15 protein-coding genes are annotated in these 16,051 nt (G+C 54.6%); 10 read left to right on the top strand and 5 right to left on the bottom strand.

What is annotated here, in order from left to right; all coding sequences use genetic code 11:
* Positions 1-598 precede the first annotated feature (598 nt).
* The 6 genes from rpmH (at position 599) to GC087_RS22450 (ending at position 5,237) form a co-directional block, all read left to right on the top strand.
* Positions 599-739 carry a 50S ribosomal protein L34 gene (gene rpmH / locus GC087_RS22475; protein WP_000831330.1) on the top strand — a complete coding sequence of 47 codons (141 nt, stop codon included), beginning with the start codon at positions 599-601 and terminating at the stop codon, positions 737-739.
* Positions 740-753: 14 nt separating this feature from the next.
* Positions 754-1,113, top strand: a complete 360-nt coding sequence (gene rnpA, locus GC087_RS22470; protein WP_013023999.1) for a ribonuclease P protein component — start codon at positions 754-756, stop codon at positions 1,111-1,113.
* Positions 1,077-1,334, top strand: coding sequence for a membrane protein insertion efficiency factor YidD (gene yidD / locus GC087_RS22465; RefSeq protein WP_006121380.1), 258 nt, complete (start codon positions 1,077-1,079; stop codon positions 1,332-1,334). The genes rnpA and yidD overlap by 37 nt, the downstream gene beginning before the upstream one ends.
* 2 nt (positions 1,335-1,336) lie before the next feature.
* Positions 1,337-2,977, top strand: coding sequence for a membrane protein insertase YidC (gene yidC, locus GC087_RS22460; RefSeq protein ID WP_006121381.1), 1,641 nt, complete (start codon positions 1,337-1,339; stop codon positions 2,975-2,977).
* 89 nt (positions 2,978-3,066) lie between these two features.
* The gene (mnmE, locus tag GC087_RS22455; protein ID WP_006121382.1) at positions 3,067-4,431 is read left to right on the top strand and encodes a tRNA uridine-5-carboxymethylaminomethyl(34) synthesis GTPase MnmE; all 1,365 of its coding nucleotides are present in this window, start codon (positions 3,067-3,069) and stop codon (positions 4,429-4,431) included.
* Positions 4,432-4,646: 215 nt separating this feature from the next.
* Positions 4,647-5,237: a malonic semialdehyde reductase gene (locus GC087_RS22450; RefSeq protein WP_110268665.1), complete on the top strand. Its 591-nt coding sequence runs from the start codon at positions 4,647-4,649 to the stop codon at positions 5,235-5,237.
* A gap of 62 nt (positions 5,238-5,299) precedes the next feature.
* Here the strand turns inward: GC087_RS22450 and GC087_RS22445 are convergent, their stop codons facing one another.
* Entirely contained in the window at positions 5,300-6,613 is a 1,314-nt protein-coding gene (locus GC087_RS22445) for an NCS2 family permease (RefSeq protein ID WP_324029391.1), read from the bottom strand.
* A 148-nt stretch (positions 6,614-6,761) separates the two neighbouring features.
* Here GC087_RS22445 and yieH point away from each other — a divergent pair, with 148 nt between their 5' ends.
* Complete coding sequence (yieH, locus tag GC087_RS22440) at positions 6,762-7,424, top strand: 6-phosphogluconate phosphatase (protein ID WP_006121385.1); 663 nt, start codon at positions 6,762-6,764, stop codon at positions 7,422-7,424.
* Position 7,425: 1 nt separating this feature from the next.
* Here yieH and GC087_RS22435 read toward each other — a convergent pair whose 3' ends face one another.
* Positions 7,426-8,421 (bottom strand): acyltransferase, encoded by a 996-nt coding sequence (locus GC087_RS22435; protein WP_324020661.1) that lies wholly within the window; start codon positions 8,419-8,421, stop codon positions 7,426-7,428.
* Between the two features lie 281 nt (positions 8,422-8,702).
* On the opposite strand from GC087_RS22435, the gene glyQ reads away from it, so the two are divergent.
* Together glyQ and glyS are read left to right on the top strand one after the other, a co-directional pair.
* Positions 8,703-9,614, top strand: a complete 912-nt coding sequence (gene glyQ / locus GC087_RS22430; protein ID WP_006121387.1) for a glycine--tRNA ligase subunit alpha — start codon at positions 8,703-8,705, stop codon at positions 9,612-9,614.
* Positions 9,615-9,623: 9 nt separating this feature from the next.
* Entirely contained in the window at positions 9,624-11,693 is a 2,070-nt protein-coding gene (gene glyS, locus GC087_RS22425; RefSeq protein ID WP_039339182.1) for a glycine--tRNA ligase subunit beta, read from the top strand.
* Positions 11,694-11,903: 210 nt separating this feature from the next.
* On the opposite strand, the gene GC087_RS22420 is transcribed toward glyS, so the two are convergent.
* The 3 genes from GC087_RS22420 to fdhE form a co-directional block, all read right to left on the bottom strand.
* Positions 11,904-12,653 carry a MipA/OmpV family protein gene (locus GC087_RS22420; RefSeq protein ID WP_033737302.1) on the bottom strand — a complete coding sequence of 250 codons (750 nt, stop codon included), beginning with the start codon at positions 12,651-12,653 and terminating at the stop codon, positions 11,904-11,906.
* Between the two features lie 391 nt (positions 12,654-13,044).
* Positions 13,045-13,656 (bottom strand): glutathione S-transferase, encoded by a 612-nt coding sequence (locus tag GC087_RS22415; RefSeq protein ID WP_033737305.1) that lies wholly within the window; start codon positions 13,654-13,656, stop codon positions 13,045-13,047.
* 39 nt (positions 13,657-13,695) lie between these two features.
* Complete coding sequence (gene fdhE, locus GC087_RS22410; protein WP_324029389.1) at positions 13,696-14,619, bottom strand: formate dehydrogenase accessory protein FdhE; 924 nt, start codon at positions 14,617-14,619, stop codon at positions 13,696-13,698.
* A gap of 474 nt (positions 14,620-15,093) precedes the next feature.
* Between fdhE and fdhD the strand changes: the two genes are divergently transcribed.
* Positions 15,094-15,867 carry a formate dehydrogenase accessory sulfurtransferase FdhD gene (gene fdhD / locus GC087_RS22405; RefSeq protein ID WP_416383445.1) on the top strand — a complete coding sequence of 258 codons (774 nt, stop codon included), beginning with the start codon at positions 15,094-15,096 and terminating at the stop codon, positions 15,865-15,867.
* The last annotated feature ends 184 nt before the right edge of the window (positions 15,868-16,051 follow it).

The following is a 16,051-nucleotide window of genomic DNA, read 5'->3' as shown; positions in this document are numbered from 1 at the left end:
GGCGGACTCCACTCGTACAAATTCGATAAGAAAAAGTAGGCACTAATCTAAGAAACGTTCATTTTTGACACAGACGAAAGAAAGCGCCTGCGACCGCTATCAGCGGTTTTCCACCCCGCAACCATCGGAGGATCGCCAGAGGAAGGGCGGATCATAGCGCAAAGCGCGACAGAGATCTTCCCTTTCTACACAGTTTTTCTCCTTTTTATCCACAGGGCATGAACGCGGGTAAAAGTCTACGCCTGCGGCAGAAAAAACCACCTGGGATCGTGCTGAATGATCCAAATTTTCGGACGGCTTCTCGTTTTTGACGTGTGGCAGGCGAATTTGATCGCAATAAGATCCTGCGCGATCCTTGCGCTTTAACGCAGACCCCGTATAATTCTCCCCCCGGCGTTGTCGCGTAAAGCCCAATGCCCGGACTCAGCGGGCTGTATCCGGGTTTTCTGGCACCGCGACAAGCGAAGTAAATTGACTCGGGACTGTACAATTATTACAATCCCGCCTCTTTATTAAAGACACATTGAGGCGTCGGTCTGTTTGTTGGCCCGAAAACGCGTCACCCAGTGAAAATTTTCAAGTTTAGGTAGAAATCGCCATGAAACGCACTTTTCAACCGTCCGTACTGAAGCGCAACCGTTCACACGGCTTCCGTGCTCGTATGGCTACTAAAAATGGTCGTCAGGTTCTGGCACGTCGTCGTGCTAAAGGCCGCGCTCGTCTGACCGTTTCTAAGTAATAAAGCTAACCCTGATGGGTAAGCTCGCATTTCCCAGGGAGTTACGTTTGTTAACTCCCACTCATTTCACTTTCGTCTTTCAGCAGCCACAACGGGCTGGCACGCCGCAAATTACTATTCTCGGCCGCCTTAACGCGCTGGGGTATCCCCGCATCGGTCTTACCGTCGCGAAAAAACATGTGAAACGCGCTCACGAACGTAACCGGATCAAGCGATTGACCCGCGAAAGCTTTCGTCTGCGTCAACATGAATTGCCGTCGATGGACTTTGTGGTGGTCGCGAAAAAGGGTGTTGCCGATCTCGATAACCGTATGTTGGCGGAAGCGTTGGAGAAATTATGGCGTCGTCACTGTCGCCTGGCGCGCGGTTCCTGATCGTCCTGATACGCGTATATCAACGCGGTATCAGTCCATTGCTGGGGCCACACTGTCGGTTTCATCCGACCTGCTCTCAATACGGAATTGAGGCCTTACGCAGGTTTGGCGTGATAAAAGGCAGTTGGTTGACTTTAAAACGCGTATTAAAATGCCACCCTTTGAACCCGGGTGGTGACGATCCTGTGCCGCCAAAAACCTTTGATACCAGAGAACATTAACGATGGATTCGCAACGCAATCTCTTTCTCATCGCTTTTCTGTTCGTGTCTTTCATGATCTGGCAAGCCTGGCAGACGGACCACGCTCCGAAGCCATTGCAGACCCAGACCACGCAAAACACCAACAGCGCTGCCGGTGATGCTACCGGTGTTCCCGCCAGTGGCCAGGGTAAAACGATCACCGTTAAGACCGATGTCCTGTCATTAACCATCAACACTCGCGGTGGCGATGTTGATCAGGCGCTGCTGCTGACTTACCCGGATAAGCTGGGTTCTGACAAGCCGTTTGAGCTGCTTGAAACCACACCATCGTTTGTCTACCAGGCGCAGAGCGGTCTGACTGGCCGTAATGGTCCGGACAACCCGAACAACGGTGCGCGTCCGCTGTATACCACGGCACAGGATCACTTCGAACTGGCTGACGGTCAGAGCGAGCTGCGTGTTCCGATGACGTTCACGGCTGAAAACGGCGTTGTCTATACCAAAACGTTTGTGTTCAAGCGTGGCGACTATGCAGTTAACGTTGATTACAACATTAACAACACCAGTCAGCAGCCGCTGGAAGTGTCAATGTTTGGTCAGTTAAAACAGACCATCGATTTGCCTAAGCACCGCGATACCGGCAGCAATAACTTTGCGCTGCATACCTTCCGCGGTACGGCTTACTCCACCAGCGAATCGAAATACGAAAAGATTAAGTTCGATACTATCGCCGATAACGAAAACCTCAACACCACCACCACCAATGGCTGGGTGGCGATGTTGCAGCAGTATTTCGCTACCGCCTGGGTGCCGCGCACGCAGGGAACCAACACGCTTTACACCAGCAATCTGGGAAATGGCGTGGCGGCTATCGGCTATAAATCTGCGCCGGTCACCGTTGCGCCGGGTGCACAGCAGACACTGGATGCCACACTGTGGGTAGGTCCGGAAATTCAGGATAAAATGGCCGCGATTGCGCCGCATCTTGACCTGACTGTGGACTATGGCTGGTTATGGTTCATCTCTCAGCCGCTGTTTAAACTGTTGAAGTTCATTCACAGCTTTATCGGTAACTGGGGCTTCTCCATCATCATCATCACGTTCATCGTGCGTGGCATCATGTACCCGCTGACGAAAGCGCAGTACACCTCGATGGCGAAAATGCGCATGCTGCAGCCGAAGATTCAGGCGATGCGTGAGCGTTTAGGGGATGATAAGCAGAAGCAGAGCCAGGAAATGATGGCGCTGTATAAGGCTGAAAAAGTGAATCCGCTGGGTGGCTGTCTGCCGCTGGTGATTCAGATGCCTATCTTCCTGGCCTTGTACTACATGCTGTCTGGCTCGGTTGAACTGCGTCATGCGCCGTTTATTTTATGGATTCATGACCTGTCAGCGCAGGATCCGTACTATATTCTGCCGATCCTGATGGGCATCACCATGTTCTTCATTCAGAAGATGTCACCGACGACGGTGACCGATCCGATGCAGCAGAAGATCATGACGTATATGCCTGTAATTTTCACCGTGTTCTTCCTGTGGTTCCCGTCAGGTCTGGTGTTGTACTACATCGTCAGTAACCTGGTGACCATTCTCCAGCAGCAGCTGATCTATCGCGGGCTGGAAAAACGTGGCTTACACAGCCGCGACAAGAAGAAAGCGTAAAACCGTCGCGGGAGGTCTCCCGCGATAAAACAGGTTATGCTCAGGCGGTCAAAGCGACCGCCTTTGTTTTTTGTAGTGAGAGAAAATGTATGAGCCATAGCGATACCATTGTTGCTCAGGCCACGCCGCCCGGACGCGGCGGCGTTGGCATTTTGCGTGTTTCCGGTCCGCAGGCCGCAGAGGTTGCCCGCCAGGTACTGGGTAAACTCCCTAAACCACGTTATGCCGACTACTTATCGTTTAACGACAGTGATGGCAGCGTGCTGGATCAGGGCATCGCGCTATGGTTTCCTGGCCCTAACTCCTTTACCGGCGAGGATGTGCTGGAGCTGCAAGGTCACGGCGGCCCGGTGATTCTGGATCTGCTGCTGAAACGGATTGTGGCCCTGCCCGGATTACGTATCGCGCAGCCTGGGGAGTTTTCTGAACGCGCGTTTCTGAACGACAAACTCGATCTGGCCCAGGCGGAAGCCATTGCCGATCTGATTGACGCCAGCTCAGAACAGGCCGCGCGTTCGGCGGTAAATTCCCTGCAAGGCGCATTCTCTGTCCGTGTTAACCAGCTTGTGGAAGCCCTGACTCACCTGCGTATCTACGTGGAAGCGGCCATTGACTTTCCAGATGAAGAGATCGATTTCCTGTCTGACGGCAAAATCGAAGGGCAGCTTAATGCTGTCATTCGCGATCTCGATGCGGTGCGCGCGGAAGCCAGACAGGGCAGCCTGCTGCGCGAAGGGATGAAAGTCGTCATTGCCGGTCGGCCAAATGCCGGAAAATCGAGCCTGCTTAATGCACTTGCCGGGCGTGAAGCGGCTATCGTCACGGATATCGCCGGCACCACGCGCGATGTGCTGCGTGAACACATCCATATTGATGGTATGCCACTGCATATCATTGATACCGCCGGTTTACGCGAAGCCAGTGATGAGGTGGAACGTATCGGCATCGAGCGCGCCTGGCATGAAATAGAACAGGCGGACCGCGTGCTGTTTATGGTTGATGGCACCACCACACAGGCGACCGAACCGGCGGAAATCTGGCCCGATTTTGTCGCTCGCCTGCCGTCTCAACTGCCGATCACCGTGGTGCGCAATAAAGCGGACATCACCGGTGAAACGCTCGGCCTGACGGACGTCAATGGTCATGCCCTGATCAGACTGTCTGCCCGCACCAGCGAAGGGATTGATACCTTACGTGATCACCTCAAACAGACCATGGGGTTTGCCGACAATATGGAAGGCGGCTTCCTGGCGCGCCGTCGTCATTTGCAGGCACTGGAATTAGCCGCAACCCACCTGGAGCAGGGAAAACATCAACTGCTGGGCGCATGGGCAGGGGAATTACTGGCAGAAGAATTGCGTCTGGCGCAGCAGGCGCTAAGTGAAATTACGGGTGAATTTACCTCGGACGATCTGTTAGGCCGGATTTTCTCCAGTTTCTGTATTGGTAAGTAGCTCAGCGGGCAGACGGCGGTGGAAATGTGCATCCAGAAACGCAATCCGCCGTGCGTTGCGCATCGGTTGCCGTAACGCAAGGTATGATAACGAGGGATAAGATTGCTCACGTTTTGCGGCGTGCCAGGTCATTCACACTAAACCGGGCGAATAGGCATCCAAAAGCGTGAACGCAACGTACAGGTTAAATACTGGATGTTTTCCTGGAGAGTTATATGACGATACCGCTCGATGATGCCGCGCTGAATACGTTGTTTTACCAGGCCCGTACGCACAGTCACTGGCAGCCTGAACCGGTGCAGCAGTCGCTGCTGGAGAAGCTCTATCAGATGGTTGCCCTGGCACCGACCTCGGCCAACTGCTCACCCGGTCGCTTTGTTTTTGTCACCTCTGCGGAGGGAAAAGAAAAGCTGAAGCCGGCCCTGGCCTCCGGCAACCTTGAGAAAACCCTGCGCGCCCCTGTCACCGTGATTATTGCCTGGGACAGCGAGTTTTATCAGCATCTGACCATGTTGTTTCAACATGCCGATGCGCGAAACTGGTTTACCAACACACCCGATCTGGTTAAAGAAACCGCATTTCGTAACAGTAGCTTGCAGGCAGGCTATCTGATCATGGCCGCGCGTGCGCTGGGGCTGGATGCAGGCCCGATGTCAGGATTCGATCCGCTTAAAGTGAACGCGGCCTTTTTTGCCGGTACCACCTGGCAGGCCAACCTGCTCATTAACCTGGGCTATGGCTTACCCGACAAGCTCCCGCCCCGATTACCCCGGCTGAGCCTGGAGCAGGCCTGCCAGTTCGTCTGAGTTACTGGAGCGTTACGTGCTTACCGTAACGCTCACTGCTTTCCCGCCCTTTGCGTACGGTTTTAATGCGCGTCGATAAAGGCGATTTTCAATACAAACAGCAAGGCGACAATGGCGACGCAGGGGCTGATTTCTCGCCAGCGACCGGTGCCCAGCTTCATCACACAGTACGCAATAAAGCCCAGTGCGATGCCTTCTGTAATCGAAAAACTAAAGGGCATCATGGCGGCAGTTACAAATGCCGGGACGGCTTCGGTCAGGTCATCCCATTTGACGCGGGACAGGCTGGCCGTCATCAGCACGCCAACATAGATTAACGCGCCTGCCGCAGCATAGGCCGGTACCATGGCCGCCAGGGGCGATAAAAACGTGACGAGCAGGAACAGAAGGCCTGTGACCACGGCCATCAATCCGGTACGGCCGCCGACGGCTACGCCGGAGGTACTTTCAATATAGGCGGTCACCGATGACGTTCCTGCCAGCGCGCCCGTTACCGAACTGATGCTGTCGACATACAACGCCTGTTTCATGCGCGGGAACGTGCCTTTTTCATCAGCCAGTCCGGCTTTGTCGGTCACGCCAATCAAGGTGCCGGACGAGTCAAACAGATTGACCAGCATAAAGGAGAATATGACGCCTGCCATGCCGATGTTGAACGCGCCTTTAATATCAACCTGACCGACAATCGCGGTGACAGATGGCGGCGCAGAAACCACGCCCGTGAACGTCACGTCGCCCAGCAGCCAGCCCAACGCCGTGGTGACGATCATCGAAATGAGCACGGCGGCGTGAATGTTGCGTGAGGCCAGAATGGCGATAATAAAGAATCCCAGCGCACCCAGCAGCACATTGTGTGAGCTGAGGTTACCCACGCTGACCAGCGTATCCGGGTTGGCCACAATGATACCGGCGTTTTTCAGGCCCATCATGGCAATGAACAGGCCAATGCCAGCGGTGATGCCTACGCGCAGGCTAAGCGGAATATTGGCGATCATCCAGTAACGTACCCGCAACAGAGTCAGGATGAGCAGACCCAGTGCGCCCCAGAAGATGGCACCCATGCCGACCTGCCATGAGTAACCCATCGCGCCGACGACCACAAAGGCAAAAAAGGCATTGAGGCCCATCGCCGGGGCCAGGGCGACAGGAAGATTGGCAAACAGCCCCATCAGGATGCTGCCGAACGCGGCAATCAAACAGGTCGTTACGAACACTGCCCGGGTATCCATGCCTGCGACACCTAAAATCTGCGGGTTCACAAAAACAATGTATACCATGGTCAAAAACGTGGTAATGCCTGCGATCACTTCGGTACGAACCGTTGTACCATGCTCCTGCAGTTTGAATACGCGCTGAAAAAGGCCTTGTTTATTCATGCCATTTATCCAGAAGAAAATTTCACCGGCGCGTATCCTGGCGATTTTGCCCCGGCAATACAATGATTTTTCGCAACCGATTGCCATATCCCGGCCCCTCAGGGACACGCTGACGTGTTAAGGTACCCCGAACAAAAGGAGGAGTCAGATGTCTGTTGAATGCGTCTTTTTCGATTGTGACGGTACCCTGGTTGACAGTGAAGTCCTGTGCACCCGCGCGTATGTCACCACCTTTGCCCAGTACGGGATTACGCTCTCTCTGCAGGAGATGTTCGAAAAGTACAAAGGGGTAAAGCTGTATGACATCATCCGCGACGTCAGTGAAACGCATCGGGTCGCTCTGCCTCTGGAGGACGTTGAACCGGCTTACCGGCGCGAAGTGGCCCGTTTGTTTGACCGTGAACTGAAGCCGATAGCCGGTGCGAAGGCACTGGTCGGGCAAATGGCAGTACCGATATGCGTGGTGTCAAACGGCACGGTGAAAAAGATGCAGCACTCGCTGGGCCTCACCGGCATGCTGAATCATTTCGCTGACCGTCTTTACAGCGGTTACGATATTGGCCACTGGAAGCCCGAACCCGAGCTGATGTTTCACGCAGCCCAACAAATGCAGGTACCCGTCGAGCGCTGTATTTTGGTGGATGACTCCGAAGCGGGGGCGCGTGCCGGTATCGCAGCAGGCATGCCGGTGTTTTATTACTGTGCCGACGCTCATAATCCCGAACTCCATCATCCGCTGGTGACCGTGTTCACCGATATGGCCGCGTTACCCGCGCTGTGGCGCGCCAGAGGCTGGAACCTGACGCGCTGACTCAGGTCACCCAATGTCGTTTATCCACCCGACTGAGCAGCATTCCCAGTAATAAGCTGCCCACCAGCGTGACGGTAAAAACGGCAGGCAGGTCGAGCCAGGGACGCGCCATATCGTCATAGTGATGGGTGCGAATAAAATGGATGAACAGGGCGTGAAAGCCGTAGATGGGCAGAGAGTAGCGCGAAATGATGGCCAGACCGGGCAGCGTACGTTGATTAAAGGCATTTTTGAACACCACCAGCGCGCTTATTGCGGCAATGAATACCAGCGGTCCGCAATAGAGATACCACGTATCGTTAAAGGCACCATTAACGATTAACGCGCGCTTCGTACCCAGCATAATGACGGTCACGCAGGCCACAAAGGTCACGGCAGCCAACGGTGTGATAGCGCGTCTTTCTGTGTCCATGGTACCGATCGCCCGGCCTAATAAGGCGTAGAGCAGGTAATAGATACTGTCGCCGCTCAGGTAAAGGTTAATGGGCAACCAGTGAAAGCGCCCCCACGACTGATCCATGGTATTGGGATTCGCGAGGACCACCACAATCAGCACCAGTAGCGCCACGTAGCGCGGCCGCACGCTTTTTACCTGAATCAGGGGCGACAAGAGGTAAATCCCCATGAGCGCGAAGAAAAACCACAGATGGTAGAACACCGGCTTCTGCAGCATTTTTAAAATTGAACGGCCTTCGCCAATTGGCGTCAGCAGGCTGATATAAACCAGTGACACGGCACTGTAAAAAACCAGGCATCCCAGCAGTCGCCACAGGTGGCGCGGCTGCGTACTGCGTTCACCAAAGAACAGATAGCCTGAAATCATAAAAAACAGCGGCACACAGATGCGTGACGCTGAATTGAACAGGTTAGCAATATCCCACCAGTGACCTTTTATGGCCATCGGCCCGGTCAGATACCACGTTGTGGTGTGAATGACGATGACCATCAGGCAGGCAATCGCCCGCAAATTATCAATCCAGTAAATCTTTTGCGACATGGTGTCCTCTGGCGCAGTGCGTCCCGGTGCAAAGCGTAGCCAGTCGCGTCGACCTCAACAAGCGCAATAGCGGGGATTCAGAACCCTCTGTGCACAGGATCGCATGAAAACGCATAACCGTATCGGTTAATCAGGCGATGACAGGCCGCCAGCAGGCTAAATTTGACACCAAAAATCCACTCTCGCGGCTGCGCCGCCGGATTTCCGGCTGCATATCACGCGGTCAAAGGGTATACTGTCGCACTCTTTTTTTATCTAGCCGAACCGCGTGCGAACTCATCATGCAAAAGTTTGATACCAAGACCTTTCAGGGCCTGATCCTGACATTGCAGGATTACTGGGCGCGCCAGGGCTGCACCATTGTTCAACCACTGGACATGGAAGTGGGCGCTGGTACTTCACACCCAATGACCTGCCTGCGCGCACTTGGCCCGGAGCCGATTGCTGCGGCCTATGTGCAGCCATCCCGTCGTCCTACCGACGGCCGCTATGGCGAAAACCCGAACCGCTTGCAGCATTACTATCAGTTCCAGGTGATCATCAAGCCGTCGCCGGACAATATTCAGGAGCTGTACCTCGGGTCGCTGAAAGCGCTGGGTATGGATCCTACCGTACACGACATTCGCTTTGTTGAAGATAACTGGGAAAACCCGACGCTGGGTGCCTGGGGACTGGGCTGGGAAGTCTGGCTTAACGGTATGGAAGTGACGCAGTTTACCTATTTCCAGCAGGTCGGTGGCCTGGAGTGTAAACCGGTTACCGGCGAGATCACCTATGGTCTGGAACGTCTGGCCATGTATATCCAGGGCGTGGACAGCGTTTACGATCTGGTCTGGAGCGACGGTCCGTTAGGCAAAACCACCTACGGTGATGTGTTCCATCAGAATGAAGTGGAGCAGTCGACGTATAACTTCGAATATGCCGACGTCGATTTTCTTTTCACCTGTTTCGAACAGTATGAGAAGGAAGCGCAGAAGTTGCTGGCGCTGGAAAAACCGCTGCCTTTGCCCGCTTACGAGCGCATTCTGAAAGCCGCACACAGCTTTAACCTGCTGGACGCGCGCAAGGCGATCTCGGTGACCGAACGTCAGCGTTATATTCTGCGTATTCGCACCCTGACCAAAGCCGTGGCTGAAGCCTATTACGCTTCTCGTGAAGCGCTGGGCTTCCCGATGTGCAATAACAAAAAGTAAGAGGCAGCCATGACTGAGAAAACCTTCCTGGTGGAGATCGGCACCGAAGAGCTGCCACCGAAAGCATTACGTAGCCTGGCAGAAGCCTTTGCTGCCCAAGTGACGGCCGAGCTGGATGCCGCGAATCTGAACCATGGCGAAGTGAGCTGGTTTGCTGCACCGCGTCGCCTGGCGCTGAAAGTCGCCCATTTGAGCGCCTCCCAGCCCGATCGTGAAGTAGAAAAGCGTGGACCTGCCGTTGCCGCCGCCTTTGATGCAGCGGGCAATGCTACCAAAGCGGCAGAAGGCTGGGCACGGGGTAACGGTATCACAGTCGATCAGGCTGAACGTCTGAGCACCGATAAAGGCGAATGGCTGGTCTATCGCGCTCAGGTGAAAGGCGAAGCGGCGCAGGCATTGCTGCCGGGCATGATTGCCACGGCGCTGAGCAAACTGCCGGTACCGAAACTGATGCGCTGGGGCGACAGCGACGTGCAGTTTGTGCGTCCGGTGCACACCGTTACGATGCTGCTGGGCGATGAACTGATCCCCGGCACGATTCTTGGCATCAAGTCCGATCGCGTTATCCGTGGTCACCGCTTCATGGGCGAAAGTGAAATCACGCTTGAGAACGCCGATCAGTATCCGGATGTGCTGGAAAAGCGCGGTCAGGTGATTGCCGACTATCAGGTCCGCAAAGCCATGATCAAAGCCGATGCGGAAGCCGCAGCACGGCGTTTAGGTGGCGTAGCCGACCTGAGTGACAGCCTGCTGGAAGAGGTAACATCGCTGGTGGAATGGCCGGTGGTATTGACCGCCACCTTCGAGGAAAAATTCCTTAAGGTGCCGGCTGAAGCGCTGGTTTACACCATGAAAGGCGATCAGAAGTATTTCCCGGTTTATGACGCGGAAGGCAAACTGCTGCCAAACTTTATTTTCGTCACCAACATTGAGTCGAGCGAGCCGCAGCAGATTATTTCTGGTAATGAGAAGGTGGTGCGCCCGCGTCTGGCGGATGCTGAATTCTTCTTTAATACCGATCGTAAAAAACGTCTTGAAGATCATCTGCCGCGTCTTGAAACCGTATTGTTCCAGAAGGAACTCGGTTCGCTGCGTGATAAAACGGATCGTATTCAGGCGCTGGCGGGCTGGATTGCGGCACAAACGGGCGCAGATGTGAATCACGCCACGCGCGCAGGCCTGCTGTCAAAATGCGATCTGATGACTAACATGGTGTTTGAGTTTACCGACACGCAGGGCGTTATGGGCATGCACTATGCGCGTCATGACGGTGAAGCCGAAGATGTCGCTGTGGCGCTGAACGAGCAATATCAGCCGCGTTTCGCAGGTGATGATTTGCCGTCCAGCCCGGTAGCCTGTGCGCTGGCCATTGCTGATAAGATGGATACGCTGGCCGGTATTTTCGGCATCGGTCAACATCCTAAAGGCGATAAAGATCCCTTTGCTCTGCGTCGTGCCGCGCTGGGCGTTTTGCGCATCATCGTGGAAAAAAATCTGCCGCTTGATCTGCAAACGCTCACCGAAGAGGCCGTACGTCTGTATGGCAGCAAGCTGAGCAATGCGAACGTGGTTGATGACGTCATCGACTTTATGCTGGGCCGTTTCCGTACCTGGTATCAGGAAGAAGGCCACAGCATCGATACCTTGCAGGCGGTGCTGGCACGTCGTCCAACCCGTCCGGCGGACTTTGATGCACGTATGAAGGCGGTTTCGCATTTCCGTACGCTTGATGAAGCGGCCGCGCTGGCGGCGGCCAACAAGCGTGTCTCGAATATTCTGGCAAAATCAACAGAACCGCTTAATGACAGCGTTCAGGCATCACTGTTGAAAGAAAATGAAGAGATCCAACTGGCCACGTTTGTGACCGCCCTGAGCAGCAAACTGCAGCCTTACTTTGCAGAAGGACGTTATCAGGATGCGTTAATTGAACTGGCGCAGCTGCGTGAAGCGGTAGACAACTTCTTCGATAAAGTAATGGTGAATGCAGAAGACCCGGCGGTGCGAATTAACCGGCTGACGCTGCTGTCGAAACTGCGTGAGCTGTTCCTGCAGGTGGCCGATATCTCGCTGCTGCAGTAATCGGTTCTGATACAGATAAAAGGGACGAGATATCGTCCCTTTTTTTATGCTGCCACCCGACCTGCTGGTGGCACTTTATCTTTTTGCAGTCGCAATAAAAAACTGAAAACACCTGTGGTTGCGAAGGCGTCCTGGCAGCGCAGGGGCTGTTATTAAAGCCGGACGGCCACGAACCCTGTAATGGGCTGCGGCACTGCGCGGCGTGCAGCTTCAGAATGTCCAGGTCACGCCTGAAGACAGCGTCCAGAAATACTGTTGATCCGTCATCGGGCTGTCGCGGAGGGCCCCTGTAAGGAAGGTGACTTTGGGTTGCAGGTAGACATGGAAGGATTTTACAGGGTGCCAGTCAAACGCCACGGCAAGCCATGGCGTTACGCCCTGATGGTTCCAGGTCGGTAAACCACTGCGGGCAGATTCCTCTTCGCTTACCCCGTAGTAATAGCTTGCCTGCTGTTTACTGAGCCAGTCCACACCGGCCTGAGGATAAACGTCCAGTTGCATCAGAGAGACCTGGCCTGCCCAGGCGACTGTACCCAGCCATCCCCGGCTTTCGTTCAGCGTATCGCCAGACAATTCGGTTCGAAACGCACCAAGGGGCGTGATCTTCTGGTAGCTCATGCCGCCCATCATGGTGCTGTGGCGGATGCGTAACTGGCGGAGTGCCGAATCAGAAGTCTGGTCCGGATCAAATTCGTTATCCAGATACCACCAGCGCGCTTTCAGTTGTGTGGTGTCATCTTTGATAAAATAGGCGCCCACTTCTGTGCCATCAATATAGACATGATCATTGTCATAGCCCACATAGGGCAGGCCAGAAAACTGAGTTTTATACGCGCGATAGGGCGTAAAGTTCGCTTCCCCCTGCGCACCCAGGGTCAGCCCCTCAGCCCAGGCATGCGTAATATTACCGAGCAGGAGGCAACACAATGCCGTTCTGAAGCGTAATGGGATGGTCGTCATTTTGTCCGGTTATCGTCTGGCTGAGGCAGTGATCTGTCAGGCCTCACAGCCCGAAACGGGGCGTGAGCATACATAAATATTTGTGCCGCCTTTTCATCCTGAGCGCGCGGGTTGTCTCAGAACAGGGCTGCCCGAAAGGTATATCGGAGCCGCTGCAGCAATGCAAGAGGTGGCTACGCTTATTCTCACGGAGTTCATCCCCTGTTTATACTGGTCACGACGGACAGGTTCAGGCTACTGCGCGAATGTGCCATTCCGTGGTGATGGGTAAGGGGAATAACGGAGACGTCGACAGCCCTTTACGTGGGAAAGCAAGGATTGCAGACTGAAATGCGCTAAGGAAACAGGCTGTCAGCACCGCTACCGGCATCAGCGCTGACAGCCTCGCCGATCAGGATGCCGGCGGCGTGGTTCGGGCAAAACTTTCCCGTTGAAAGAGTGTTTCGGCCAGCCTGACCAGTGCGGGCCGCTGAACGCACCAGTTAGGGACAACGCGACGGAAATTCAGGTAGCCAATCATGCAGCCTGTGGCAATGTCGGCCAGATTCAGTTCGCCATTATCGATCCACTTTCCTTCACTCACTTCTTTTTCCAGGCTGTCCAGCCCGCGCTGAATCTTGTCGCGATGGCGTAACAGCACTTCTTCTGACTGGGCGTTACCCGGCCGCATTTGCTCACGTACGATCACCAGTGCCGCATCGCTGATGCCATCGGCCAGCTTTTCAAGCTGACGAACCTTTAAAGACGCCAGCGGATCAGCGGGCAATAAAGCCGGTGCCTGACCACGCAGTTCGAGGTACTCCGCAATGATGCTGGAATCGAACCAGACCTGCTGATCCTCCGCGACCAGCGCGGGCACTTTCCCCAGCGGGTTATATTGCGGAACATGGCTGTCTTCGCTGTAGGGCGACGCATTAACAAATTCGAACATCATGCCTTTTTCCAGCATGATGACAGAAATCTTGCGGACAAAGGGGCTGGTATAGCTGCCAATCAGTTTCATTGCGTTACTCCCGTTTAGCGAGGTTTCATCAGCAAAAAACTATTCACCGGGAAACATAAAAGGATTCAGGCCACTGCGTACAAAACCTTCCTGCTCCATACGTGCATCCAGCACTAAAGAGGCGAGATCGTCGGCGACCGGTTCAATGGCCGGATTTTTTTCCTGATAAAGCATTTTCATGTAGCTGCCACAGTCGCCGCAGCTTTCTGCTTTGACGGCCGCGTGCTCGCTGTCCAGTGACCAGTAATGCAGATCGCGGTTTTGGTCGCAATGAGAGCAGGTGTTCTGCACGACGTGCCATTCACTTTCGCACAGGTTGCAGTGCAGGTAGCGCGCACTTTCATGCGAACCCATATGTACGATGCTGGCGACCGGCAGGCTGTGACATACCGGGCAGTGCTGGCGTTGTGCGCCCATCACCGCCTGAGCCGTACCGGGAATCAATGCCGCCATTTGTGCCCAGTAGATCGACAGCGCAGCCCAGATAAAAGGGGCTTTATCACTGCTCACCTGCGCGTACTCACCCGCAAACAGGGCACTGGCCAGCGTTTCCAGCTCGGTCGCTGACGCTTTCTCCAGGTTCTCTAACACCGCCAGCGCCTGACCGCTCATTTCGGGCTTTAGCTCCGCAACTAACGAGTGCAGCAGGCGATGCCAGTGTGGATCGCGCGAAAGAGTATGAATATCCAGCGGCGCTTTATCTTCCTGAGCGCTCCTGAGCAGATGTGCGTGAAGGTTCATCTGCAGAGGATGATCGTACAGAACGATTTCCTGCGCCTGGGCGATGACGGCGGCAAAGCGTAAATAGTCACCCAAAGGATTTTTTGCCGCCAGATCACGCAAACGCGCCGCCCGACGGCTGTATAAATTTTTCAGCCGGGGGAAGAGTAACGGCGGGATCATTTCCGCTGGTTTTTTTTCGCTCTTCTCCAACGGGTCTTTCGGGATAATGCGGATGCGCATAAAAGGCATTTTCCTGTTTGTTGGCTGATTACGCTACTCACGACACCAGCAAAAATGAGGTTGTCTGTATCGGCTACGAGTAGCCGTTATGGGCCGGATCTCTCGCCATTTTCCCTCGTGAGCGGTTCTCAGCGAGCAAAGCAGGCGGAAAACCGCGTCAGGAAACCGCAGTGCAAAACAGCTCCCAACAGGCTGAGCATAGCAGTCCAGCCCTTTATCTTCAGTATGAAATACATTTTTCGCCGGCGACAACAGGCATAACGCATTGTGAATAACGGCAAATCGGTGGGCCTTTCACGCTTTATGCTGTCTGCCACCCACAGACTTGTTGCAGCACGGCGCAGGGTACAGAATAGAAGCTATTCAGCATGGCGCAACAGGGTTACCTTTACGCCATCCGCAACAGCTCAGGGTCAGAACAACGTGAAGAACAACGAAGTGAAAGAGGAAACCGGTGCGAGTGAGCGAGCAGGCTTGCGTGAAATCCATGTCTGGCAACGTGACGACCTGCACCATGCTCAGGCCGACTGGCTAGCCGAAGAAGTGCCCGTGGCGTTGGTGTATAACGGTATTTCTCACGTTGTGATGATGACAACGCCCAAGGACCTGGAGGCGTTTGCTGTCGGTTTTTCACTCTCAGAAGGCATCATCGATTCTCCGGCCGATATTTTCGGAATGGATGTGGTGACCGGTTGTCACGGCATTGAGGTGCAGATTGAATTATCCAGCCGACGTTTTATGGCGCTGAAAGCCCAACGGCGAGCGCTGGCCGGCCGGACGGGTTGCGGCGTATGTGGCGTGGAGCAACTGGAGCAGATCGGAAAGCCGCTGACACCGTTGCCGTTTACGCAGACTTTTCCCCTGGCGCAGCTGGACAGCGCGCTGGCGCAGCTCAAGGACGTCCAGCCCGTCGGGCAAAAAACAGGCTGCACGCACGCGGCCGCCTGGATACATCCTGAGGGTGGACTGATTCATGGCTGTGAGGATGTCGGCCGCCATGTGGCACTGGACAAACTGCTGGGCTATCGCAGTCAGGCCGAATGGGGCAATGGTGCCGCACTGGTCTCCAGCCGGGCCAGCTATGAAATGGTGCAGAAATCAGCAATGTGCGGCGTTGAAATTCTGTTTGCCGTGTCTGCCGCAACCCAGTTAGCGGTGGAGGTGGCCGAACGCTGTCATCTTACCCTGGTAGGATTCAGTAAACCGGGCCGTGCCACCATCTATAGTCATCCGCAGCGGCTGAGATAACGTCTACGTGTTCGGGGCGCTTTGCAGGTAATCCTCTTTACGCACCCAGGCTTTCCGCCACCGAAAAATCTGGCTGCTTTGCATGCTTTTTCAAAACCTTATGTTTAATAGGGCATTGATTACGCTTTTACCGATCATGAATTTAACTATAATGATACGACTGCTTACGCGGCACGTGCCGACA

Source organism: Pantoea sp. JZ2 (genome assembly GCF_035191405.1).
GTDB lineage: Bacteria > Pseudomonadota > Gammaproteobacteria > Enterobacterales > Enterobacteriaceae > Pantoea > Pantoea stewartii.
This window is presented reverse-complemented; position numbering and strand designations above follow the sequence as displayed.